The organism is Streptomyces sp. NBC_00442 (assembly GCF_036014195.1).
Taxonomy (GTDB): Bacteria; Actinomycetota; Actinomycetes; order Streptomycetales; family Streptomycetaceae; genus Streptomyces.
On record NZ_CP107918.1, the window covers coordinates 1293516 to 1317728 of the forward strand.

Below are 24213 nucleotides of genomic sequence, written 5' to 3' on the forward strand. Positions count from 1 at the left end.
GTCGGGCTCGGTTGAACGCACCCGTGCTCCAGACCGTTGACCAGACTCCAACCACGCTCGGACTCCTGAAGATCGAGGTCACGTTCCCGGACGACCGGAAGGCTGTCGTGGACTGGACCCACGAGCCGCAGCAGCGGTTGCTGCGCGCGCTGGGTGCCGAGCTGGCGGCGTCATGCACCGTAGGCCAGGGGACTGGATCTCCACATACTCTCCGGAATCGCGCACGCTCTTGCCTGGAATGGGCGCGCTGGCTGGACTCCACGGAAGGCGTGGGCCTGCGAGTAGATGCTCTCCTCCCACATCACCTCGACGGGTTCGAGAGCCACCTCCGAGAGAGGCATCCGGAGTCCTCCAGGACGCCGTACTCACGTATCGCCGACATCGTCTGGATCTTGCGCCGCCTCAGCGACAAGAAACCCGGCTTGTCTGCAGCAATGCTCCGACGGCTCTCCCATACCTCTGCCGGTCCAGTGGGCTCGTACACGCCTCGTGACGCCTATTCACCGCACATCGTCGAGCAGTTGCGTGCCGCTGCACGTTCCGATGTCGGCGATGCAGTTCGGCGCCTGACGCTTGACGGGCCGACACTCCTCGCGCAGGGGCAGGATCCACGGATGGCGGGTTGGGACTCCGACGCCAATGTGCTGTGGGAGATCCACCGGAGCAAAGGAACATTCACCCGGCAGCAGCTGGCCCAACTGGTCGGCACCGCGCTGGCTGATGCTCATACTCCTGGCCGTCTCGCACCGTTGGTGTACCCGACCAGCCGCGACCTGTTCGCCCTGCTCCTTCTGTTCTGCCTCGAAAGCGGCATGGAGGTGGAAGCGGCCAGAGAGTTGGCCTCCGACTGCTTGAAGAATCCCAACCGGGGCTATGTGCAGGTCGAATACCTCAAGCGGCGTCGGCACGGCCAGGAGTGGAACACGATGCGGGTGCGGGACGGCTCGTCCAACTCGCCCGGCGGGCTGCTGCGTTTGGCCCTGCGGATCACTGCCCCTGTCAGAGAGGCCACGGGCTCGTCGGCGCTGTGGCAGTTCCGGACGAAGGACGGGATTCTGTCCGCCGGCTTCAGCGCTGGATCTGCGTCAAGCGTGGCGCGGAGCTTCGTGTCGACACACCGGCTCACTGATGGGGGGAAACCCGTCGACTTGCGCCTTTCCCGGCTTCGCAAGACGTACAAAGCAGCGGTCTACAAGGTAACCGGCGGGAGGATGTCGGCGTTCGTGCAGGGGCATTCACCGGATGTCGCCGCGGCGCACTACGCGGACATCCCCTCATTGCGCAATCTGCACGAACAGGCCGTGGCAGACGGCCTGCAGGATGCACTCGATGACGCCCAGGCTCCCGCGGTGCTGACGCCAGAGGAGGAAGAGAGGCTCACGCAAAATCCTGCGGACGCATGGGAGTCACTCGGCGTTTCCGCCGAGGAGCTGCCGCCGCTTCTGTCGGGCGAATCCGACCTGTGGTTGTCGTCCTGTCGCAGCTTCTTCGACTCGCCTTTCGGCATCAAGGGCAAGGCATGCCCCGTCTCCTTCTTCTCTTGTCTGGGGTGCAGCAACGCCGTGATCACCCGAAGGAAACTCCCAGCCATCCTGGCCTTCCTCAACCACATCGAGGCTGAACGGGCCAAGACGCCCGCAGCGGAGTGGGCAGCGCGCTTCGGCAAGGCTCACCATCAGATTCTGCAACTGATCGTTCCGAGGTTCAGCGAGGGCGACGTGCTGAACGCCAGGGCAATCGCCGAGTCTTCCGAGCCACTGCTGTTCCTGCCCCGCAACCTGCTGGGAGGCCACTGATGCCCGTCCAGCCACTACCACTTGGCCATGGTGCCAACCGCCCTGCCGACACGACACCGGTTCTGTCCGGACGACCTCTCGCCGCCGATCCATCCCTCATGCCGCAATTCGGGGACCGTTTCTGGGATCTCGCGGTCGCCGGGCACGCGGGGAACCGCTACGCCAGCGAGTTCTTCATCGACTTCGCGTCACTCGGTGATGCCACCCGGCGCGAGGCCGCGCGCGAGTTTCTCTTCTGGAGACTCAACACACACCCGGTTCGCGGTGCGCTTCCTTCCATCTCGACAGTGGCGGCGGAGTGGTGGAATCTGCGGTGCTTCTTCCGGTTCCTCGACACCGAACACGCTGGGATTCGGCTGGACACCGTGACACAGCCGATTCTCGATTCCTATCTGCTTCACTGCCACGGCGAAGAACTGATGCCGAGCAGTCTGCGCCATCGCCTCCAGGTCATCCCACGCCTCCACCTCGCGGCAGAGGGCATGCCATCGGACGCGTTGGAGATCAATCCGTGGAACGGCCGCCCCCTCTCCCGCATCATCGGCGGCCCGGCGGTGAGTAGACACGAGAACCAGACTCCCCGGATCCCGCCCAGGGTCATCGCCCCGCTGGTACAGGCCGCCCTGTTCTACGTACGTACCGCAGCACCGGACATCATCAGTGCGCGCGCCGAATTGACGGAACTGCAGGCCTCTGTCAGCGAGATCCACGGGCTGTCTCTCGCACGGCTGGACCGCTATCTCGACAGTCTTGCGGCAGGTGGGCGCGGGGTCCCGGTTCTGGACGGCACCGGTCTCCAACCGCACCTGGCCGGTTCACCCGCCTACACGTACATCATGCGCAAGTCGGGGGCGGGGCGGGATATAGCCGGCGGCTCCTACGACGACCACATCGTCAGGGCACTGGAGCGGCTCGGAGCTGAGCCTGGCGGCATGGACACACCCATCACTCCGCATCCGCAGACCGGGCGCCCCTGGCGGGACAGGTTCAGTCCTCCCGCAGTCCCCCATGAGGAACGGCTCCTGCGAGCCGCCTGCTACATCCTCATCGCCTATCTGTCCGGAATGCGCGACTCCGAGGTCAAGGAACTCCGAGACGGCTGTCACTTCACCGAACGGAGTACGGACGGCGTCGTCGTCAGGCACAAAGTGCGATCGCAACTCGTCAAGGGCGGGCGAGGGGCGCCGGAGAGCTGGGTGGTCATCGAGCCCGTCGCGCAGGCCATCGAAGTCCTGGAATGCCTGCCCCACCGTGACCTGCTGTTCTGCCGACCGGTCGCTGGTCGCCCGTACTCGACGATCTCCGCCAACCGAATGAATGAGAACCTCAACGCGTTCCGGGCACACTGCGCGGACATCGGCTTTCCAGTACCCGATGTCGACGGAGAGCCGTGGAATCTGACAACGCGCCAGTTCCGCAGAACCGTGGCCTGGCACATCGCTCACCGTCCGTACGGAACCGTCGCGGGGATGGTCCAGTACAAGCACCTCTCCGTAGCCATGTTCGAGGGCTACGCAGGGACTTCGCCCTCCGGCTTCCGCGCGGAAGTCGCCGCCGAAGAGGCCCTGGCCCGCTTGGCCGACATCGTGGAACGCTACGACGACTTCAAGGCCGGGGTGCGCTCAACCGCTCCAGGGGGTACACGGACCGACAACGAGTTTTCCCGCGTGCAGGAGGATTTGCAGGACTTTCCCGGCAGGGTGGTCGATGAGCGCCGCCTCCACGCCATGCTCAAGACCTCGGCGCACACTCTGCACGTCGGGACTCTGAACGACTGCTACTACCAACCTGAAACCGCCCTGTGCCGAACCGCAGGCACCGAGGACCGCCCCCTCCTCAACAACTGCCGTCCCGAGCGCTGCGGGAACTCGACCATCACGATCCGGCACCGCCCAGGATGGGAAGCGGCGCGCAGCGACACCGAGCGGGCGTTGGCCTTCGTCGGACTCTCCGATCTCCAGCGCACGGCTCTGCGAGGGCACACGAGCGACATCATCAGAGTGATCGAGGGAATCGACCGTGCCCACAGCTGAACCCATCGAAGCAGCCCTCAAAGCGGCGTCCGAGCGTCTGCTCCGCGGAGAGCCCACCCGTAGTGACGGTTCCCTCACCGTCGCCTCACTCGCAGTTGAAGCCGACGTCAGCAGAGCCAGCGCCTACCGCTACCCCCAGGTTCTGGCGGAGTTCCGAAACCTCGTAGCCGAACGAGAAGACGCAGCCGCACCCTCAGCGTCCCTCCGGCAAGAAGTCCAGTCTCTGAAAGCAGCCGAGCGTGGGCTTCGCCAGGAGCACGCGCGCGAGGTGCGGGAGCTCCGGTCCTCCATCAACGTCCTCGCACAGCAGGTTCAGTTCCTCACGCTCGAGAACCAGCGCCTCTCTCAAGCCTCAAGCCACCATGACCGGGTTACCCGCATCGACCGACGTTGAACTGGCTCAGAACCATCTACAGCACATGTTGTAAAGGAATCTTTCTAAAGATATCTTTACAACATGTCGAACAGTCAGAAGGACGAACCACCAAGAGCCCCTGCTCGCACGACCCAGCTCACCGACCCTCACGCTCTGCGCGCCTACGCCCATCCCACCCGCATGCGCCTCGTCGGCCTGCTCCGTACCGAAGGCCCCTTCACCGCGACTCGCGCGGCCGAGCTCACTGGCGAATCCGTCGCCAGTTGCTCGTACCACCTGCGGATGCTCGCAAAGTACGGGCTGGTCGAGGTCGCGCCGGGTGGCCAGGGCCGCGAGAAACCCTGGCGGGCCACTGCACGCTTCACCCAGTGGCCCAACTACTCCGAGGACCCTGCCGTCGCAGAGGCCAGCAGGGCACTGGAAACTGCGGTCGTCGAACGCTACTTCGAGCTGATCACCCGCGCCATCGAAGAGCGCCACGATCTACCGCGCGAGTGGCAGGAAGCCGAGCACATCGGCGACCAAGTGCTCTACCTGACGGCAGAGGAGCTCGCCGACCTCGGCGAAAAACTCGACCGTCTACTGCGCCCCTACGAGGACCGGCAGGGCGACCCGGCCGCCCGCCCCCAGGACGCACGGCTCGTCCAGATCGTCCGGGCCGCCTTTCCCTTGCCGCAACGGCCCGCAGGCAACGAGGAGACTTCCATCGCTCCGGACAGCACGGGCGGCCCGCGATGACAGCCTCGGGCCGCTTATCCGCGAAGGTCCCCGACCTCCTGCGCAAGCGCTCCTTCCGCCGTTACTGGACCGGCCAGAGCATCTCCCTAGTCGGCGACCAGATATCCCAGATCGCCCTCCCTCTCGTCGCCGTCCTCGCCCTCCACGCCGACGCCGCCCAGATGGGCTGGCTCGCCACGGCCCAGCTCATGCCCGCCCTGCTGCTCTCGCTTCCCGCTGGTGCGTGGGCCGACAGCAGAGCGCACCGCCGCCGCATCATGATCGCCACAGACCTCGCACGAGCCCTGCTCATCGCGTCGGTTCCCATCGCATACGCGCTCGACGCGCTCACCTTCACGCAGCTCTACGCGGTGGCCTTGGGGATCGGCGCGCTGACCGTCCTCTTCGACGTCTGCAACACCATCCTGTTCGTCTCGCTCATCCCCGCCGAGCGCTATATCGAGGGCAACGCCCTCGTCAACGGCAGCCGCGCCATGTCCTTCGTCGCGGGTCCCAGCGCCGGCGGTCTCCTCGTCCAGTTCTTCACCGCGCCGCTCGCGCTCCTCGCTGACGCGGTGACCTATCTGGCCTCCGCCTGCTGCCTGGCCCGTATAACCCCCGTCGAACCGTCGGCCGTGCCACCGACGAAAGGACACTTCACCGCAGGCCTGCGGTGGATCCTCCGCTCGCGCGTCATGCGCGCCACATTCGCCGCATCCGCCACGGTTCAGTTCTTCAATTTCATTTTTCACACACTCTTCGTGCTCTACGCCACCACAGAACTCGGCCTGAGCGCAGGCGTGCTGGGGTCGGTCCTCGGAGTCGGCGCGATCGGCGGGCTGGTCGGTGCCGCCCTCACTGGCCGTCTCGTGCGCCGCGTCGGCGTCGGGCCCGCCGTCGTCATCGGCTTCGCGGCCTTCCCAGTCCCGCTGCTGCTCGTACCCCTCGCGGACGGGCCGGACGCGCTCGTCCTCAGCCTCCTCTTCCTCGCCGAATTTGGTTCGTGCGTGGGCGCGATGATCGTCGACATCTCATCGGGCTCACTTCAGACGGCCCTCATCCCCCACCCCCTGCGCGCCCGCGTCAACGGGGCTTACCGCACCCTCACCCACGGAATGCGCCCGCTGGGCGCGCTCGCGGGAGGAGCACTCGGCACGGCCATCGGGCTACGCCCGACACTGTGGATCGCAACGGCCGGGGCCGTGCTGTGCCTGGTCTGGGTGCTACCTTCGCCGGTCCCACATATCCGCGAGTTGCCCGACTCTCCGCCGGAACCAGCACACGCCGCACCATCGGCATCGGCGTCCGCATCCTCACCCTCGTCCAGTTAGCCTCGCGTCAGAGGACCTTCGCCTTGCGACTGAACGGTATGACCGGCCATGCCGGCTCGACATAGGCGGTCGCATCCGATGAACGCCGCAGATACCTCTGGAGCGAGGCAGCCTGCTCGGCCGCCGCACGGACTTGAAGATCATGCAGATCCGCGAGAGGCAGCGATCCTATGGATGAGTACTTCTCACCCAGTCTGCGTGCCGTCCGAGCGGCAGCCGCTGCGTCCGCTGCCGCGTTATGCGCATCATCCAGCGGCACCCCGTAGTGGGCACAGAGTGCCTGAAGATTGCGCCGCCCCTTCCGATACTGGTCTGCGTGCTTGTCCAGCACCAAGGGATCGATGACCGGAGAAGGCGTCGCTTCCAGCCGCTCTGTGAGCGGAGTGACGTTGTGCCGTCGGCATTCACGGTCCAGAAGGGAGAGGTCGTACCGCGCGTTCATGACCACCAACGCCGTCCCAGAGCTGAGAACTTCGGTAATGGCCCGCGTGATCTCTGTGATTACGGAAGCAGCCGGGGCTCCATGCCTGCGGGCACGCTCAGTCGTGATGCCGTGAATCGCTATGGCTTGCGCAGGGATCAGAATTCCCGGGTCGACCAGCCACGTCCGCTCCTCCGCTGGGTTCCCGTCCGGATCCAGCCTGACGAGTGCTCCGGTGACGATGCGGTCGGTCTCAATGTCGGTGCCCGTGGTCTCCAGATCGAAAGCCACCATCGATTCGCTGGTCCAGGTCATCACAGCACTCCGGTGGAGCAGCTGGGCGCCAGCTCGTGACCGGCCGGCTCAAGGCGCGGCAGATCCCTCGTACGCCCTGTGCGACGAGACACCTGAGACGCACATGGAGTGCGTGGATAAAACGCCGCGTTGTAGGCAACCACCGGCACGCCGCGGCGCCAGTGGCCCGCCAGGGTGTCGGCGATCTCGTCGGCCACCTCGCGGGCGGGCCGGCCCTCCGCCGCCGCCCGTTCGCTGCTGATGCCGTGGACGGCGGAGGCCTGCGCCGGGATCCTGATGCCCGGATCCGCGAGCCAGCCGCACCGCCCCACCACATCGGTGCCCCGCACTTCGACGATCGCGGCCGTCACGATGCGTGCCTCGCGCGGCTCGGTGCCGGTCGTCTCCAGGTCGAAGCCGACCAGCGGCTCCAGGTGCCAGCTCATGCTGCTGCCCCTCCTTCGTGGTGCTTTCCCCCAGTGACGACCACCCTCGCACGCGGCACTGACAATCGGCCGCGCGGCCGGAAACGCACCGCACCGCCTTCGGAGCAATTCAGGACACGGGGCGCGAATCGACCCAGACCGACTCGAACTCCTCGCGGTAGGTCTCGAAAAGGCCGTGCTCCACGTCCTGCCCCGGCCGCACCACACCCCGCCGGCCGCCCCCGCGCAGCACCAGGACCGGCGCCTCCATGCCCCGGGCGCGGCGCAGATAGGACTGCACGACCGCGAGGCCGTCGGCGCCGTCGCCGTCCACCAGGTACGCGGTGAAGCGCGGCGTCTCGTCGAAGACCTGGATCTCGAAGGCCCCCGGATCGCGCAGCGCCGTCCGCACCCGCCGCATGTGCAGGATGTTCATCTCGACCGAGCGGCTCAACTCGCCCTTTTTAAGGCCGAGTTCCCGCTCGCGGCGCTTGACGGCGCTGCTGGCCGGGTTGAGGAACAGCAGCCGGATGCGGCAGCCCGACTCGGCGAGCCGCACCAGGCGCCGACCCGAGTAGTTCTGCACCAGCAGGTTGAGGCCGATGCCTATCGCGTCGAGACGGCGGGACCCCCCGAACAGGTCCTCGGCCGGCAGCTGACGCTGCAGGCGCACCCGGTCGGAGTGGACGGATACGACATCGGCGTAGCGGTCGCCGACGAGGTCCTCGACGGCGTCGATGGGCAGCCGGTGCGCGGCCGGGGCGCCGCTGCCGCCGCCGAGCACGTCCAGGAGCCGCGCCGAGGCCCGCTCCGCCTGCGCGAGCACCGCCTCGTTGAGCGCACGGTTGCGCGAGACGACGTTGCGCGCCACCTCCAGCTCGTCAAGGGCCAGCTCGACGTCGCGCCGGTCGTCCACGTACGGCTCGAAGCAGGGCCAGTGCTGCACCATCAGCTCCCGCAGCTGCGGCAGGGTGAGGAAGCTGAGCACGTTGTCGTCGGCGGGGTCCAGCAGATAGCCCTTGCGGCGCGAGACCTCGCGCACCGCCACGGCCCGCTGCACCCACTCCTGGCCGGCCGGCCCGGCCGCGGCGACCACCCAGTCGTCGCCGTGGACCGGTTCGTAGATCGGCCGGAGCACGGCGGCCACCACGGCGCGCAGCCGCTGCTCCACCAGGTTCAGCCAGATGTAGGCGCGCCCGGCCCGCTGGGCGCGCGTACGCACCTCGCTCCAGGCGTCGGCGCCCCAGTCCAGTTCGGCCCCGATCTCCATCGGGCGCGCGAGAGAGACGGCTCCGGGCGGGATGTCGCCGGACTCCCCCTCATGACCCGTGTCACCAGGGGGCAGCTCAAGACCTCCCGAGCTCACCCGCGCACCGCCTTCCGCCCCCCGGCAAACCCGGGCGGGCCGAGCCCGCCCCACCCTTCAACGATCAAGGAAGGGTACTCCGGGAGCGGGAGGCGGTGCAGCCGGATGGCGAGTCGAGTTTGCCAACTCGCCGGAGGGTACGGCCTGTTCTGGTGGGCACTATCTGTCGGGGTGAGCCGATTCACGGCCCTTGGCTCCGCCGGCCACCGCCGGGTCACCCGCCCGCGCACCCGGACGTCCCGGGTGCCCCCTGTTTTTTCAGGGAGGATCTGGCTTGCAGAGAGGAACTGGCCGAACAGCCCCTCAGTACCCCGAGCGGAAGTGGAAGAGTCTTGCCCATGCAGGTGTGGCCGGGACAGGCTTACCCACTCGGCGCCACGTACGACGGCGCCGGGACAAATTTCGCGGTCTTCTCCGAGGCCGCCCGTCGGATCGAATTGTGTCTGCTGCACGACGACGGTTCGGAGACAGCCGTCGAACTGCGCGAGTCCGATGCGTTCGTACGCCACGCCTATCTGCCCGGCGTGCTGCCGGGCCAGCGGTACGGCTTTCGGGTGCACGGGCCCTACGAGCCGCAGGGAGGCCATCGCTGCAACTCGGCGAAGCTGCTCCTCGACCCCTACGCGCGCGCCATGAGCGGCCGGATCGAGTGGAACGAGTCGGTCTACGGCTACCACTTCGGGCGCCCCGACAGCCGCAACGACCTGGACTCGGCGCCGCACACCATGGCCTCGGTGGTGGTCAACCCCTTCTTCGACTGGGGCGACGACCGGCCGCCCCGCACCGACTACCACCACACCGTCTTCTACGAGGCCCACGTCAAGGGCCTCACCATGCTCCACCCCGAACTCCCGCCGGAACAGCGCGGCACCTACGCGGCGCTCGCGCACCCGGCCGTCATCGAGCACCTCACTCAACTGGGTGTCACCGCGCTCGAGTTGATGCCGGTGCACCAGTTCGTCAACGACCACCGGCTGGTCGACGCCGGCATGTCCAACTACTGGGGCTACAACACCATCGGCTTCTTCGCGCCGCACAACGCCTACGCCTCGTGGGGCGACCGCGGGCAGCAGGTCCTGGAGTTCAAACAGGCGGTGCGGGCGCTGCACGAGGCCGGCATCGAGGTCATCCTCGACGTGGTCTACAACCACACCGCGGAGGGCAACCACTTGGGGCCCACCCTCTCCTTCCGGGGCCTGGACAACGCGCAGTACTACCGGCTCGCGGACGACGCGCGCTACTACGAGGACACCACCGGCACCGGCAACAGCCTCTTGATGCGGTCCCCGCACGTCCTGCAGCTGATCATGGATTCGCTGCGCTACTGGGTGACCGAGATGCATGTGGACGGGTTCCGCTTCGACCTCGCCGCGACGCTTGCCCGCCAGTTCCACGAGGTGGACCGTCTCTCGTCCTTCTTCGACCTGGTGCAGCAGGACCCGGTGGTCAGCCAGGTCAAGCTGATCGCCGAGCCGTGGGACGTGGGCGAGGGCGGCTACCAGGTGGGTAACTTCCCCCCGCTGTGGACCGAGTGGAACGGCAAGTACCGCGACACCGTACGGGACCTGTGGCGCGGCGAACCGCGCACGCTCGCCGAGTTCGCGGGCCGGCTCACCGGGTCGTCCGACCTCTACCAGGACGACGGAAGGCGGCCGCTCGCGTCCATCAACTTCCACACCTGCCACGACGGCTTCACCCTGAACGACCTGGTCTCGTACAACGACAAGCGCAACGACGCCAACGGCGAGGGCAACCGCGACGGCGAGAGCCACAACCGGTCCTGGAACTGCGGCGCGGAGGGTCCGACCGACGACGAGGAGGTCACGGAGCTGCGCGAGCGGCAGATGCGGAACTTCGTCGCCACCCTCATGCTGTCGCAGGGCGTGCCCATGATCAGCCACGGCGACGAGTTCGGCCGCACCCAGGGCGGCAACAACAACGCGTACTGCCAGGACAACGAGGTCGCCTGGGTGCGCTGGCCGGACCCGGACGACGATCCCGAGGGAACGCTCCTGGAGTTCACCCGGGCCATGGTGTGGCTGCGCAGGGACCACCCGGTCTTCCGGCGCAGGCGCTTCTTCCACGGCCGGCCGGTGCAGGGCACGCACGACGAACTGTCCGACATCGCCTGGTTCACCCCCGAGGGCCAGGAGATGACGGAGCGGGACTGGCAGTCGGCGAACGCGAAGGCGCTGTCGGTGTTCCTCAACGGCAACGCGATCTCCGAGCCGGGGCCACGCGGCGAGCGGATCAGCGACGATTCGTTCCTGCTGATGTTCAACGCGAGCGCCGAGACCCTCGACTTCGTGGTGCCGGTGAACCACGGCCGCCAGTGGCAGGTGGTCGTGGAGACCGCCCGTCGCGAGGGCGTGCCGCCCGAGGGGGGTGCGAAGGTCGAGGCCGGGGGACGGATCACGCTGATCGGCCGGAGCATGACGGTGCTGCGCCGCCCGGCGTAGCAGGTCGCCGCGTCCACCCCAACCGCCGTGACGTGGGCCGGAGTTCGCCTCCCGGCGGGCTCCGGCGCGGCGGGCGCCCTCCCCCGCGCCCGCCGCCAGGCGGAATCCGGCCATCGGGCGGCTCGAACACCGCCGACCGGAGCAACCACATGCGTCCGAACGCACACAACCCGCTCAACGGGGTACGTACGTTGCCATGACCCCGCCCATCGCGACCTACCGGCTCCAGCTCCAGCCTGCGTTCCCGTTCGCCGCCGCCGAGGAGGCGCTGCCCTACCTCGCGGGTCTCGGAGTCTCCCACCTCCATCTGTCACCGATCCTGGAAGCCGTGCCCGGCTCGACGCACGGCTACGACGTCACCGACCACACGACGGTCCGCCAAGAACTCGGCGGCGAGTCCGGCCTGCGACGGCTGTCCGCCAGGGCACGGGAGTCCGGCCTCGGCCTGATCCTCGACATCGTGCCGAACCACATGTCGGCGTCCGCGCACCACAACCGCCCGCTGTGGGACGTGCTGCGCGCCGGCCCCTCCTCCCCGTACGCCCCCTGGTTCGACATCGACTGGGCGTCGGAAGGGGGCCGGGTCCTGCTGCCGGTCCTCGGCGGGCCGCTCGGCTCGGAAATCGACCGCCTCACGGTGCGGGGCGACGTACTGCACTACGGCGAGGCGCGCTTCCCCCTGCGGGAGGGCACGGCCCACCTCCCGATGGCCGATCTGCTCGACGCCCAGTGGTACCGGCTCGGCTGGTGGCGGCTGGCCAGGACCGAGCTCAACTACCGTCGTTTCTTCACCATCTCCGACCTGATCGGCCTGCGGGTGGAGGACGAGGGCGTCTTCGCGGCGACCCACGCCAAGATCCTGGAGCTGCTCCACGACGGCGTGGTGGACGGGCTGCGCATCGACCACCCGGACGGCCTCGCGGACCCGGAGGCGTATCTGCGCCGCCTGAACACGGCGACCGCAGGGCGCTGGACGGTCGTCGAGAAGATCCTCACCGGCGACGAGCGTCTTCCGGCCGACTGGCAGGTCGCCGGCACGACCGGCTACGACGCCCTGCGGCACATCGACGGCCTCTTCACCGACCCGTCGGGGACGAAACAACTCGGCGCCCTCTACCGGCAGTTCACCGGCGTACAGGACGACCGGGGCGGGCTGTGGGAGCCGACGGTGCGCAGTGCGGCGCACCGGGTTCTCACGCACGATCTGGCGGCCGAGACCGAGTACCTGGTGCGGCTCGCCCGTCGGATCTGCGCGGCCGGCGGGCCCGAGCTGCGCGACCACGCCCCCTGGGCCCTGCGGCTGGCCCTGCGCGAGCTCCTGGTGCGGGTCCCGGTGTACCGGCCCTACCGGGCCGGGGCGGAGCTCGTGCTGCCCGCCTCTGCGGCCGATGAGGCGAAGGCCGCCTTCTCGGTGGCCGAGGAGGCGGCGGCGGTGGACGTGGTGCGGGAGCTGGCCCTCGGCCTGCTCGGCGACGGCCCCGACCGCGACCGCTTCCGTGCGCGCTTCGCGCAGACCTCGTCGGCGCTGCACGCCAAGTCCGTCGAGGACGCGGCCTTCTACCGGTACACGCCGCTGCTGTCGGTGAACGAGGTGGGCGGGGACCCGGCCCGTCCGTCGGTGGAGCCCGGCGAGTTCCACGCGTTCTGCTCCCGCCTGGCCCGCGACTGGCCGGCCACCGGCACCGTCCTTTCCACCCACGACACCAAGCGCAGCGCGGAGGTGCGGGCCAGGATCGCCGTGCTGTCCGAGTGCCCCGAGCGGTGGGCGGCGCTCCTGGAGCGGGTCGCGGGGGCGCAGGCGCCCGACGCGCATCTCGCCTGGGTCGCGTGGCAGACCTCGGTCGGGCTCGGCGGCGCGGCGGAGACGGAACGGATCGGCGCCGCGCTGGTCAAGGCCGTGCGCGAGGCCGGTCTGCGCACGGGCTGGACGGAGCAGGATTGCGGCTACGAGCAGGCCGTGAGCGATTTCGTCGCGGCCGGCCCGGGGGGCCAACAGGCAGCTGCGGCAAGGGAGTTCGCCCAGGAGACCGAGGAAGCCGCGCGGGCCAACAGCCTCGGCGCCGCGCTGCTCCATCTCACGATGCCGGGCGTGCCGGAGCTCTACCAGGGCACGGAGGCCGAGTACACGGCACTGGTGGACCCGGACAACCGGCGTCCGGTCCCCTTCGATCCGGCGGCCCTCGCCGACCCCGGTGACAAGCTCGGGGTGACCCTGGCCGCGCTGCGGCTGCGCCGCGCGCTTCCCGCGGCGTTCGGCCCGTCGTCGAGCTACGCGCCGCTGGAGGCCCGCGGTCCGCGCGCCGCCCACTGCGTGGCGTTCTGCCGCTCGGAGCAGGTGGTGACGGCGGTGACCCGGCTGTCGCTGCGGCTCGCCGATTCGGGCGGCTGGGGCGGCACGGAGCTGGCGCTGCCGGACGGCGTGTGGGCGGACGTCCTCACCCCGGGGCGCGAGTTCAGGGGCGCCGCTGAACTCGACAAGCTGTTCGCGCAGCGACCGGTGGCGCTGCTCAGGAGGGTCGAACCAGAAGAAGGCGAGGGGCCCGGGTGAGCAGCCCGCTCTCGGCCGGATCGAACCCGTCGGCCCGGCGAAGGCCGGGCATCGCGGTGAGCAGGGCGCTCACGGCACACTCGGCCTGAAGTTCGGCGACCCGCGCGGCCGGACAGCCGGCGGGCCCGGAGGCCAGTCCTCCGGGTGCGGTGCGGTGCAGGTCGAAGCGGTCGGGGTCGGCGAACCGGTCGGGGTCGCGGTTGGCGGCCCCGACGAGCAGGGCGACCGGCGCCCCGGCCGGGACGACACCGCCGGACAGGGCACGGTCACGGGCGGCCCTGCGCAGCACCGCGTGGACGGGCGGATTGCGCCGCAGCGATTCCTCCCACGCCTGCCCGATCAGCGCGGGCACCGCCTTGACGAGCTCCAACTGCTCCGGATTGTCAAGGAGGTTGGCCATGAGCGAGGCGAGGGCCCGACCGGTGAGGACCGCCTGCCCGGCGGAGCGTGCGGCGAGCAGCGCCACCCCGGTGCCGCCCCGGCGCCGCCCCACGTCGACGGCGGCGGGTGCCTCCGCGCGGCTACGGGCCGCAACCGGGCCGCAGCGGCCCATGACCGCCCCGTAGGAGAGGCCGGTCGCGGCGGCTATGGTCCCGGTCGGCAGCCAGCGGCAGAACTCCTCGACGAGGTCCGTCTCCTCGCGCCCGGCCAGGCGACGGGCCAGCACGTACGCGGTGCGGGCGCACACCTCGCGCAGCAGCGCGAAGGCGCTCTCTGGCGCGGCGTACTCCTGGGCGCAGCGCACCGCACCGGACCCGCAGCAGAAGCCGCGGCGGGCTCCGGCGAGGCCGGGGTCGCCGAGGGCGGGGGCCACGTCGGCGTACCGTCCGACCAGCCAGGCTCCGAGCCTCGCGTCCCACAGCAGGGGGTGCTCCTCGCGCAGGGTCCGGTAGAAGGCGTACGGGTCGCTGCGGGCGGCGGGGCCGAGCAGCGAGAGCGCCCTCGGGGAGAAGGCGGGAGCCGCTGCGTCGGCCGGCTCGACGGTCGTCATGGCGCGCCTCCCCGTTGGGCGCCCGGCGGGGCGCGGCCGGTGCGGCCCGTGCGGCCCCGAGGGACCGCCGGGCGCCGGTGACTGCTCTCAGCGGACCACTTCCGCGGCGCGGTCGCGATCGGCGTTCGGCCGTACGGGTGAGAGGCCGGCCGCGCCGTACGGCGTTGACCTGCGGAGCAGTTCGGTGAAGGCGGCCGCGGCGCCGGCCAGCTCGACCCGCGAGAACACCGTCAGGTCGCGCTTCCACGACGGTTCGACCGAGAGCACCACGCAGTCCTCGCCGATGCCGCCGCGCACGACATGGGTGGGCACCGCGACGACGCCGACCCCGGCGGCCGCCATGCGCACCGCCGTCGAGGTGTGCTCGGTCCGCACGACGGTGCGCGGGGTGAAGCCGGCGCGGCCGCAGACCAGGTCGAGGAAGGGCCGCCCCTCGATGACGGGCTCCATCGCGCATCGCACCCAGGCGTGGTCCGCGAACTCTTCAAGACGCACCGATGTGCGGCCGGCCAGGGGGTCGTCGAAGGCGACGACGAGCGCGATCTCCTCCTCTCCGACGCGCACCACGGGGCCCTCCCAGTGCTGCGGCGGCGGCCCGACGGCCAGGTCGGCGGCGCCGCGTTCGAGCGCCTCCTCCAGCGCCTCGGTGCCGGCGTACTCGTGGAGGAGCAGCCGCACACCGGGATGGGTGCGCCGCCAGCGGGCGAACGCCTCGGGCAGCACGCCCACGGCCACCGAGTGCACACAGGCGATGTGCAGTTCGCCGCCCTCGGCGCCGGCCGCCGCGCGGGCGGCGCGCCGGGCCTGGAGGGCGCTGCGCACCGCGAGCCGGGCGTGCGGCAGGAACGCGCGGCCCATGGGGGTGAGCCGCACACCGCGCGGCAGCCGTTCCAGGAGTTCGCCTCCGACGGACTTCTCCAGCGCCTTGATCTGGTGGGACAGCGCGGGCTGGGTGACGTGCAGCAGTTCGGCGGCCCGGGTGAACGACACCTCCTCCACCACCGTGACGAAGTACTCCATCTGTCGCAGGCTCACGCCGTGCCCCCTTGTCCCCGGTCCGAGCGGCCCGTGCCGCGGACGGCATGCCATGAACATCATGCATCGATCCCACGCACAGATTGCCTTGGACTCATGGCGGCGTCCGGGCGGAGGCTTGTCCCGTGAACGGGCCCCGAGGGGCCTTCGAGTGAGAACGAGAACGGGGACCGACCCATGACGGACAGCGTGACCCACGACCCGACGCCCGGCCTGAGCGACCACCCGACGCGCGGTGCGAGCGACGACCGGGTGGCCGATGTGATCGTGATCGGCGGCGGCACCGGCGGGTACTCCACCGCCCTGCGCGCCGCCGCGCTCGGCCTGAAGGTCGTGCTCGCCGAGCGCGACAAGGTCGGCGGGACGTGCCTGCACCGCGGCTGCATCCCCAGCAAGGCGATGCTGCACGCCGCCGAGCTGGTGGACGGGATAGCCGAGGCCCGCGAACGCTGGGGAGTGAAGGCGAGCGTGGACTCCATCGACTGGCAGGCGCTGGTGGCGACGCGGGACGACATCGTCTCCCGCAACCACAAGGGCGTCGAGGGCCATCTGTCGCACGCGAACGTCGAAGTGCTGCGCGGCGGGGCCCGGTTGACGGGTCCCCGGAGCGTCCATGTGGAGGGCCACGGGACCGTGGTCGCCCGGCGCGGCATCGTGCTCGCCACCGGTTCACGCCCGCGGATGCTGCCGGGCCTCGCGGCGGACGGACATCGCGTGGTGACCAGCGACGACGCGCTGTTCGCGCCGGGACTCCCCCGGTCGGTGCTGGTGCTCGGCGGCGGCGCGATCGGTGTCGAGTACGCCTCCTTCCACCGGTCGATGGGAGCCGAGGTCACCCTGGTCGAGGCCGCCGACCGGCTGGTGCCGCTCGAAGACGCCGATGTCAGCCGGCACCTGACCCGCGGCCTCAAGAAGCGTGGCATCGATGTGCAGTGCGGCGCCCGGTTCCTGGACGCGGCCGTCCTGGGGGACGGTGTACGGGCGTCGGTGCGCACCTCGCGCGGCGAGATCCGCGCCGTCGAGGCGGAGCGCCTCCTGGTCGCGGTGGGCCGCACGCCGGTCACCGACGGCCTCGGCCTGGCCGCGGCCGGACTCGCCCCGGACGAGCGGGGGTTCGTCGCCCCGGCCGACTGGTCGCGGCTCGAAACCGCGGTACCCGGCATCCATGTGGTGGGCGATCTGCTGCCGCCGCCCTCGCTCGGTCTGGCCCACGCCTCTTTCGCCGAGGGGCTGTTGGTCGCCGAGACGCTGGCCGGGGTGGCCTCGGCGCCGGTCGACTACGCGGCGGTACCCCGGGTCACGTACTCCTCGCCGCAGACCGCGTCGGTGGGTCTGACCGAGGCCGACGCACGCAACCGCGGACACGACGTCGTCGTCAACACCATGCCGTTGACCGCCGTCGCCAAGGGCATGGTGCACGGGCAGGGCGGCGTGGTGAAGGTGGTGGCGCAACGGGCCGGGCAGGTCCTCGGTGTCCATCTCGTCGGTCCGAACGTGTCCGAGATGATCGCGGAGAGCCAGCTGATCGTGGGCTGGGACGCCGAGCCCGCGGACGTGGCCCGCCACATCCACGCCCACCCCACGCTCTCGGAGGCCGTCGGTGAAACCTTCCTCACCCTGGCCGGGCGGGGCCTGCACCAGAGTTGAGGACGTGCGCGGGCACGCGGGTGCGTACGGGCCGTCGTGGGCCGCCGCTCAGTGCGTGGCGAGCCGGAAGGCCATCCGGCCGAAACTGACCTGGTCTCCGTCGGCCACCTCCACCACTCCCGTCACCCGGCGCCCGTTGACGCAGGTCCCGTTGGTGGACCCGAGGTCGCGCAACTGCCAGGCCCCCGACTGGAAGACGAGCTCCGCGTGCACCCGCGACACCGTTTCGTGGCTCAGGCGGAGCCCGTTGGCGGGGTCCCGGCCGATCCGCAGCGGATAGGGGCCGGGCGCGGGGAAGAGGAGTTTGGGCAGACGCTCCGACTGCCAGGCCCTGCGCAGCGAGACGGAGAATTCCGACACCCGGCCGACCGCGCCGAACACCGCCTTCGCCCACCGGCCCCGGCTCTCCAAGTCGACGGTGAGCGCGGCCAGTTCGTCGGGCCTGCGGGCGGCCAGGGCGATGTCCATCCGCCGCAGGAACGTGTCCTGAGACAGCTTGCCCTCGGCGGCGCCCTCGCGCAGCACGTCCAGGACCCGGTCGCGTTCCGCGTCGGAGAGCCGCGCGGGCGCCGAGGAGGTCCGGAATTCAAAAGAGGGCGTCACACCGGCGATTGTCCTTCCCCGGGACCGGACGTGTCCAGCAGAAGGCCGCCCCCTCCTGCCCACGACTCCTCCCCCACCGCCCCCACGCTGACCTGCGCCGCAGAGTCACCACCCGCAGCATTTCCCTTGCGGACGCTCCCCTTGGCGCTGTTATGGTCCCCCGACTCGCTCACGCTCCAGGGGGAACCTCTCTTGCCGAACACCGCGTCGGACATCACCGTCCGTCCGCTCGCCGGGCCCGAAGAACTCGGACGCTTCCAGCAACTTTCCTACGTCCTCGACGACGAGTTGGCGGACGACCTGGCCACCGGCCGCCGTATCCCGCGGTGGATGTGGGTGGCCGTGCGCGACGGCCGCGTCCTGGCCCGCATCGCATGGTGGGCGGCGAAGCTCGGCGACGCCCCGCACAACCTCGACTTCTTCGACGTCGACGACGGCCTGCCCGCCGCCGAGCGGCACGAGATCGGCCTGCGCCTCCTGGAGACGGCGACCGCCGCGGTGGTACCGGCGGGCGCCCCGCGCCCCGAGTACGGCCGCTTCCTGCCCAGCGACTGGCGTGCGGACCCGGCCGCCCGTGAGGTCGTCGAGACCAGGCTGAGCATCCTGACCGCGGCCGGCGCGACCCCGCTCGTCGAGCGGCTGCGCCTGGAATGGCGGCCGGGCACCCCGCTCGCCGAACCGTCCGGGCGCCTCGCGTTCCGGCCGGCCACCGACCGCGAGGAGCTCATCTCCCTGATGACGCTGGTCGTGGAGGGCTCGCTCGACGAGCACACCCGCGAGGAGCTGCTCACCATGACCCCGCGCGCGTCCGCGGAGCTCATGTACGAGGAGGAGTTCAGGTCGTACAGGACGCCGCGGGAGTGGTGGCGGATCGCCGAGCTGAAGGACGGCGGCGAGCCGGTCGGCTTCGTGATCCCGGCGCGCAACAGCTACAACCCGATCATCTCCTACATCGGGGTGCTGCCCGCCCACCGCGGCCACGGCTACATCGACGACATCCTGGCCGAGGGCACCCGGGTCCTCGCCGAGCAGCACGTACCCCGGATCCGTGCCGCGACGGACCTGCCCAACGTCCCGATGGCGAACGCGTTCGCCCGCGCCGGATACGTCGTCTTCCAGCGCGTGATCAACATGATCTGGAAGTAGTCACGAATTGCGGGCGTGTCCCTCTTCTCTGTCGCACCATGGTCGCAACCGGTTACGACAGGGGGACACGCCAATGCTGTTCGAAGTGTGGGCACCGCACGCCGACCGGGCCGCCCTTCTCCTGGAGGGCGCCACCCATCCCATGCGTCGCCATCCCGTCCGCGCGGGCTGGTGGCTCGCCGAGGCCGACGCCCACTCCGGCGACCGCTACGGCTACGTCCTGGACGACGGGCCGGCCCTGCCCGACCCCCGCTCGCGCCGCCAGCCCGACGGCCCGGACGGCCTCAGCGCCGTCGTCGTCCATGAGAGCTTCGGCTGGCAGCACCCCTGGCGGGGCGGCCGCCCGCTCCAGCGCTCCGTCCTGTACGAGCTGCACATCGGCACGTTCACGCCCGAGGGCACCCTGGACGCCGCGCTCCAACACCTCGAGGATCTGGCCGAGTTGGGGATCACGCACATCGAGCTGATGCCGGTGTGCCCGTTCCCGGGCCGGCACGGCTGGGGGTACGAGGGCGTCTCGCTCTGGGCGGTGCACGAGCCCTACGGCGGCCCCGACGCCCTGAAGAGGTTCGTCGACGCGGCCCACGACCACGGCCTCGGCGTGGTCCTCGACGTCGTGCACAACCACCTGGGTCCGTCCGGGAATTACCTCCCCGCCTTCGGGCCGTACTTCACGGACACCCATCACACGCCCTGGGGTTCGGCCGTCAACCTGGATGCCGCCGGCTCCGACGAGGTGCGCGCCTTCCTCCTGGAGAGCGCACTGGCCTGGCTGCGCGACTACCACCTGGACGGGCTGCGCCTGGACGCGGTGCACGCACTGGCCGACACCCGTGCGCTCACCTTCCTTGAAGAGCTCTCGGCCGCCGTCGACGTGCTCGCCGCCGAGCTGGGCCGGCCGCTCTTCCTGATCGCCGAGTCCGACACCTGCGACCCCCGCACCACCACCCCGCGCGACGAGGGCGGCCTCGGCCTGCACGCCCAGTGGAACGACGACTTCCACCACGCGCTGCACGCCGTGCTCACCGGCGAATCCCAGGGCTACTACGCCGACTTCGCCCGCGCCCCGCTCTCGTCCCTCGCCAAGACCCTGGCCCGGGTGTTCTTCCACGACGGCACGTATTCGAGCTTCCGGGGCCGCACCCACGGCCGCCCCGTCGACCGCGCACGCACCCCCGCCCACCGCTTCCTCGGCTATTCCCAGACCCACGACCAGATCGGCAACCGGGCCCAGGGCGACCGCCTCTCGGCCACCCTGTCGCCCGGCCTCCTGGCCTGCGCGGCGACGCTGACCCTCACGAGCCCGTTCCCGCCGATGCTGTTCATGGGCGAGGAGTGGGGCGCACGCACCCCTTGGCAGTTCTTCACCGACCACACCGATCCGGAGCTCGCCCAGGCCGTACGGGAAGGCAGGCGGCGGGAGTTCACCTCGCACGGCTGGGCCGCCGAGGAGGTTCCCGACCCGCAGGACCCGGCGACGCGCGCCCGCTCGTGCCTGGACTGGACGGAGCCCGCGGGCGACCCCCACGCGCGGCTGCTCGCCTGGTACCGCGCTCTCATCGCGCTGCGTCGCGACCGGCCCGACCTCACGGACCCCGACCTCGCGGCCGTCAAGGTGGCGTACGACGAGGAAGCCCGCTGGCTGACCTACCGGCGCGGTGACCTGCGGGTGGTGGTCAATCTCTCCAAGGAGGCCGTCAGGATCAAGCTCGGCGGCGGAGGCCGGGTCCTGGCGGCCTGGGAACCGGTCGAGGCACCCGGCGCGGACGGCCTGATGCTGCTGCCGCCGGAGTCCTGCGCGGTCCTCGGGCGCTGAGCCGGTCCGGCCCAACGCCCCGATCGGACACGCCGGTTACTCGACGATGGCCATCGCGCGGTCGGTGTTGTTGAAACGCCGGCCGCCGTCGTCCGTCACGGTGACGATGTCCTCGATGCGCACGCCGAACCGGCCGGGCAGATAGATGCCGGGCTCGACGGAGAAGCACATCCCGGGCACCAGCGGCAGCTCCTCGCCCTCGATCATGTACGGCGGCTCGTGGGTGGTGACGCCGATGCCGTGGCCGGTGCGGTGGATGAAGTACTCGCCGTATCCGGCCTCCGCGATCACCGCGCGCGCCGCACGGTCCACGTCCTGGCAGGTGGCGCCGGGCCGCACCGCGGCGAACCCCGCCTCCTGCGCCTCGCGCACCACGTCGTGGACGCGCCGTTCCTCCGCGCCGGGCTCGCCGACGTGGACGGTACGGGTGGTGTCGGAGCCGTAACCGTGCTTGAGGCCACCGAAGTCGAGCACCACCATGTCGCCGTGCCCGATCGTGCGGTCGCCCGCCTCGTGGTGCGGATTCGCCCCGTTGGGCCCGGACCCGACCACGGTGAAGTCCACTTGCGCATGGCCGTACTTGATGAGCAGGGCGGCCAGATCGGCGGCCACGTCCGTCTCCTTGCGGCCCGCGAATCGCACGGTGACGATCTCCTCGTACGCCGCGTCGGCCGCCGCGCCCGCCGCCTCGAGACGAGCCAGCTCGTGTTCGTCCTTGACGGCCCGCAGCATGGGCAGCGCTTCCGTCAACGAGACGTACGAGGTGCCGGGCAGCTCCTTCTGGAAGCCGAGCAGATGCATCGCCCAGGCGTTGTCGCTGACTCCGAACCGCCCGTCGGCGTCGAGGTGCGGCGCCGTCACGGCGTACGGGTCCTTGCCGTCGGTCCAGTCCCGCAGGGTCAGCGAGCCGGCGCCCGCGGCGTGCGCGGCGTCCGGTGCTTCCAGGGTCGGCACGACAAGTACCGGGTCCCGGTCCTGTGCGAGCACCAGGACGGTGAGCCGCTCGGTGGTGGCGGTCGGCTGGTAGCCGGTGAGGTATACGAGGTCGGGGCCGGGCGCGACGAGCAGGCCGGCAAGACCGGCGTCGGCGGCGGACCGGGTGGCGCGGGCCATCCGGGCCCGGTAGTCGTCGGCCGTGAAGGGCGCGGGGGCAGCGGTGGAGAGCATGGCCTCATCCTGCCCGTACGCCCCTGCGGACGCGAGCGATCCGGGAGCGGGGGGCTGCGTGACGCGCTTCCGAACGGCTGCGGCGGAGCGGCTCCGACCTCAGAGCCCGTCCGTCTCCTCGGCGACGAGCCGCTCCAGGAGTTCGCCGAACTCGTCGCCGACGACGATCCGCAGCCCCTCGCCGTCCCGGTCGCTGAGCTGGGTCAGCATCCCGCCGCGCCACCAGTAGACGTACGGGCTGATCGCCCCCGGTGTGTCCTCGAAGCCGGAGGCGGCGAACGATGCCATGGCGTTGAGGGCGAGGACCATGCCGGAATCCCGGATGACGTGGAAAGCGAGCTGATGCCGGAAGGGCATCGCGACGAGCGCTCCGTCCGGCGGGATCTCCTGTCCTGCGACCTGGCGGACCAGGGTCTCAAGAGCGAGCACCCGGCTCGCCGTGTAGAAGGAGTCGCCGACGACGATGTCGAAGTGCGCTCCGTCATCGCCCTTGACTCGCTCGTGGCTCTCGACGGGCAGCTCCCGCAGGTTGCGCAACGCCATTTCGCGCAGGTCAGGCACCTTGCCGAGGGGTTCGAGCGCCTCGTCGGTCAGCATCATGACGCTCTCGGGGAGATCGAGGGCGAGGATCTCGTAGAGGCCGGGCGCCACACTGCGCGCATAGCCGAAGCTCTGCGGATCAAGGCCGTCGCCGCTGATCACTCGGGGGTAGAGCTGGGCCCGGATCTGGTCGGGCGGCATGGTGTCGAGCGCGGACGGCGCGTCCATCGTGCGCAGCACCATTCCGACGTGCCTGCGGATCAGTTCCGGCCACGCGCGCGGCCCCCGGGGTTCGTTGTGGCAGACGGCGGCGAGATTGCCGAGCCCGAACCGCCGGCCGCCGCTGTCCTTCACCGAGTCCGCGTAGACCGTGACCTCCAGGCCGAGCTCGGCGAACGCCTCTCGGACCAGGGCGCGGAACCGGGCCCCCTCGTCCTGGGAGAAGAAGCCGAACTCGGAGTCCCGTGGAACGTCGCTCGCGTCCCGCCTCGGCCCTCGTCGGAATATCCCCACGTCTGCTGCCTTCCCTTGCACGGTCGCCAGAGTTGCGAGCCTACCCAGTGTGCGCCTGGGTGATGACAAGATCGGCCCGCGTACGGGCGGCGGCCACGAGACGCGCGTTGACCTCGTCGGACTCCCTCACCCAGCGCTCGGCGCCGGGCCGGGTTCTTCCGTGCCGCACATGCCGCTCGACCAGCCGGCGCACCCGCTCCTCGTCGTCGAGGTGGAGGTACCAGATCTCGTCGAGGAGGTCCGGCACCTGCTGCCAGGCACCGTCGTCGTGAAGCAGGTAGTTGCCTTCGGTCAGTACGAGCGGCACCGCGGGATCGACGGCGATGCTCCCGGCCACCGCTTCCTCCAACGACCGGTCGAAATCCGGCGCGTAGACGACGGTGCCGGGGTGGGGCGAGCGCAGCCGACCGAGCAGGGCGGCGTATCCGGCCGCGTCGAAGGTGTCGGGAGCGCCCTTGCGTTCGGCACGCCCGAGACGGCGCAGTTCGGCGCCGGCGAGGTGGAAGCCGTCCATGGGCACCAGCACGGCCTGCCCGTCGAGCCGTCCCACCAACTCGCTTGCCAGCGTGGACTTCCCAGCTCCGGGAGGCCCTACGATGCCGAGGATGCGCCGCCGACCGGGGACGATGAGGCCGCGGGCCCGGCTGGCGAGCCGGTCCAGATCGAGATCCATGTCGAGATCCATGCCCGCATTGTTCCCCATCGTTCCCCAAGATCTCGGAACGCGAAAAAGCCCCGCACCGTGACCGTATTTCTACGATCTGGTGCGGGGCTTTCCCCTAAAATTTGTTCGGCGGCGTCCTACTCTCCCACAGGGTCCCCCCTGCAGTACCATCGGCGCTGAAAGGCTTAGCTTCCGGGTTCGGAATGTAACCGGGCGTTTCCCTAACGCTATGACCACCGAAACACTATGAAGTTGAACTCGACCAGCACACACCCAAAGAGGCATGCGGGAGTTCATTGCTTCAGAACAAACACAGTGGACGCGA

The 24213-nt window shown here is 70.2% G+C and carries 18 protein-coding genes, 1 rRNA gene and 1 pseudogene; 10 read left to right on the forward strand and 10 right to left on the reverse strand.

Going from position 1 to position 24213, the window contains the following annotated elements:
* The first annotated feature begins 23 nt into the window (after window positions 1-23).
* The 5 genes from OG432_RS05855 (at window position 24) to OG432_RS05875 (ending at window position 6253) form a co-directional block, all read left to right on the forward strand.
* A complete protein-coding gene (locus OG432_RS05855) occupies window positions 24-1796 on the forward strand; it encodes a hypothetical protein (RefSeq protein WP_328308421.1) in 1773 nt (590 codons plus the stop codon).
* A complete protein-coding gene (locus tag OG432_RS05860; RefSeq protein ID WP_328308423.1) occupies window positions 1796-3829 on the forward strand; it encodes a hypothetical protein in 2034 nt (677 codons plus the stop codon). Before OG432_RS05855 ends, OG432_RS05860 begins: the two co-directional genes overlap by 1 nt.
* Window positions 3816-4223: a hypothetical protein gene (locus OG432_RS05865; RefSeq protein ID WP_328308425.1), complete on the forward strand. Its 408-nt coding sequence runs from the start codon at window positions 3816-3818 to the stop codon at window positions 4221-4223. Before OG432_RS05860 ends, OG432_RS05865 begins: the two co-directional genes overlap by 14 nt.
* Window positions 4224-4286: 63 nt before the next feature.
* Entirely contained in the window at window positions 4287-4943 is a 657-nt protein-coding gene (locus tag OG432_RS05870; RefSeq protein ID WP_328308427.1) for a winged helix-turn-helix domain-containing protein, read from the forward strand.
* Entirely contained in the window at window positions 4940-6253 is a 1314-nt protein-coding gene (locus OG432_RS05875; RefSeq protein WP_328308429.1) for an MFS transporter, read from the forward strand. Before OG432_RS05870 ends, OG432_RS05875 begins: the two co-directional genes overlap by 4 nt.
* A 7-nt stretch (window positions 6254-6260) precedes the next feature.
* On the opposite strand, the gene OG432_RS05880 is transcribed toward OG432_RS05875, so the two are convergent.
* The 3 genes and pseudogenes from OG432_RS05880 to OG432_RS05890 all read right to left on the reverse strand — a co-directional run bounded on the left by OG432_RS05880 (window position 6261) and on the right by OG432_RS05890 (window position 8759).
* A complete protein-coding gene (locus tag OG432_RS05880; protein WP_328308431.1) occupies window positions 6261-6989 on the reverse strand; it encodes a 3'-5' exonuclease in 729 nt (242 codons plus the stop codon).
* A 119-nt stretch (window positions 6990-7108) separates the two neighbouring features.
* Window positions 7109-7414: pseudogene (locus OG432_RS05885) on the reverse strand (exonuclease domain-containing protein); the annotation flags it as partial.
* A gap of 109 nt (window positions 7415-7523) precedes the next feature.
* Window positions 7524-8759, reverse strand: coding sequence for an SAV2148 family HEPN domain-containing protein (locus OG432_RS05890; protein WP_328308433.1), 1236 nt, complete (start codon window positions 8757-8759; stop codon window positions 7524-7526).
* Window positions 8760-9097: 338 nt separating this feature from the next.
* Here OG432_RS05890 and glgX point away from each other — a divergent pair, with 338 nt between their 5' ends.
* Together glgX and treY are read left to right on the forward strand one after the other, a co-directional pair.
* Complete coding sequence (gene glgX, locus OG432_RS05895) at window positions 9098-11218, forward strand: glycogen debranching protein GlgX (protein WP_328308435.1); 2121 nt, start codon at window positions 9098-9100, stop codon at window positions 11216-11218.
* A 196-nt stretch (window positions 11219-11414) separates the two neighbouring features.
* Window positions 11415-13766 carry a malto-oligosyltrehalose synthase gene (gene treY, locus OG432_RS05900; protein WP_328308437.1) on the forward strand — a complete coding sequence of 784 codons (2352 nt, stop codon included), beginning with the start codon at window positions 11415-11417 and terminating at the stop codon, window positions 13764-13766.
* Here treY and OG432_RS05905 read toward each other — a convergent pair.
* Window positions 13726-14757 carry a cytochrome P450 gene (locus tag OG432_RS05905; RefSeq protein ID WP_328308439.1) on the reverse strand — a complete coding sequence of 344 codons (1032 nt, stop codon included), beginning with the start codon at window positions 14755-14757 and terminating at the stop codon, window positions 13726-13728. The genes treY and OG432_RS05905 overlap by 41 nt on opposite strands.
* A gap of 87 nt (window positions 14758-14844) precedes the next feature.
* A complete protein-coding gene (locus OG432_RS05910; RefSeq protein ID WP_328315015.1) occupies window positions 14845-15777 on the reverse strand; it encodes a LysR family transcriptional regulator in 933 nt (310 codons plus the stop codon).
* A gap of 192 nt (window positions 15778-15969) precedes the next feature.
* On the opposite strand from OG432_RS05910, the gene lpdA reads away from it, so the two are divergent.
* A complete protein-coding gene (gene lpdA, locus OG432_RS05915; protein ID WP_328308441.1) occupies window positions 15970-17439 on the forward strand; it encodes a dihydrolipoyl dehydrogenase in 1470 nt (489 codons plus the stop codon).
* 48 nt (window positions 17440-17487) lie between these two features.
* On the opposite strand, the gene OG432_RS05920 is transcribed toward lpdA, so the two are convergent.
* Window positions 17488-18042, reverse strand: coding sequence for a DUF1707 and FHA domain-containing protein (locus OG432_RS05920; protein ID WP_328308443.1), 555 nt, complete (start codon window positions 18040-18042; stop codon window positions 17488-17490).
* Window positions 18043-18234: 192 nt separating this feature from the next.
* Here OG432_RS05920 and OG432_RS05925 point away from each other — a divergent pair, with 192 nt between their 5' ends.
* Both OG432_RS05925 and treZ read left to right on the forward strand, forming a co-directional pair.
* Window positions 18235-19188 (forward strand): GNAT family N-acetyltransferase, encoded by a 954-nt coding sequence (locus OG432_RS05925; protein WP_328308445.1) that lies wholly within the window; start codon window positions 18235-18237, stop codon window positions 19186-19188.
* A gap of 73 nt (window positions 19189-19261) precedes the next feature.
* On the forward strand, window positions 19262-21004 hold the full coding sequence (treZ, locus tag OG432_RS05930; RefSeq protein WP_328308447.1) for a malto-oligosyltrehalose trehalohydrolase: 1743 nt from the start codon (window positions 19262-19264) through the stop codon (window positions 21002-21004).
* Between the two features lie 36 nt (window positions 21005-21040).
* On the opposite strand, the gene OG432_RS05935 is transcribed toward treZ, so the two are convergent.
* From OG432_RS05935 to rrf, 4 genes are all read right to left on the reverse strand, one after another.
* Entirely contained in the window at window positions 21041-22171 is a 1131-nt protein-coding gene (locus OG432_RS05935; RefSeq protein ID WP_328308449.1) for an aminopeptidase P family protein, read from the reverse strand.
* Between the two features lie 99 nt (window positions 22172-22270).
* Entirely contained in the window at window positions 22271-23224 is a 954-nt protein-coding gene (locus tag OG432_RS05940) for a hypothetical protein (RefSeq protein ID WP_328308451.1), read from the reverse strand.
* 40 nt (window positions 23225-23264) lie between these two features.
* Window positions 23265-23909, reverse strand: a complete 645-nt coding sequence (locus OG432_RS05945; protein WP_328308453.1) for a nucleoside/nucleotide kinase family protein — start codon at window positions 23907-23909, stop codon at window positions 23265-23267.
* A 103-nt stretch (window positions 23910-24012) separates the two neighbouring features.
* Window positions 24013-24129: ribosomal RNA gene (gene rrf / locus OG432_RS05950) — 5S ribosomal RNA — on the reverse strand.
* Window positions 24130-24213: the final 84 nt, after the last annotated feature.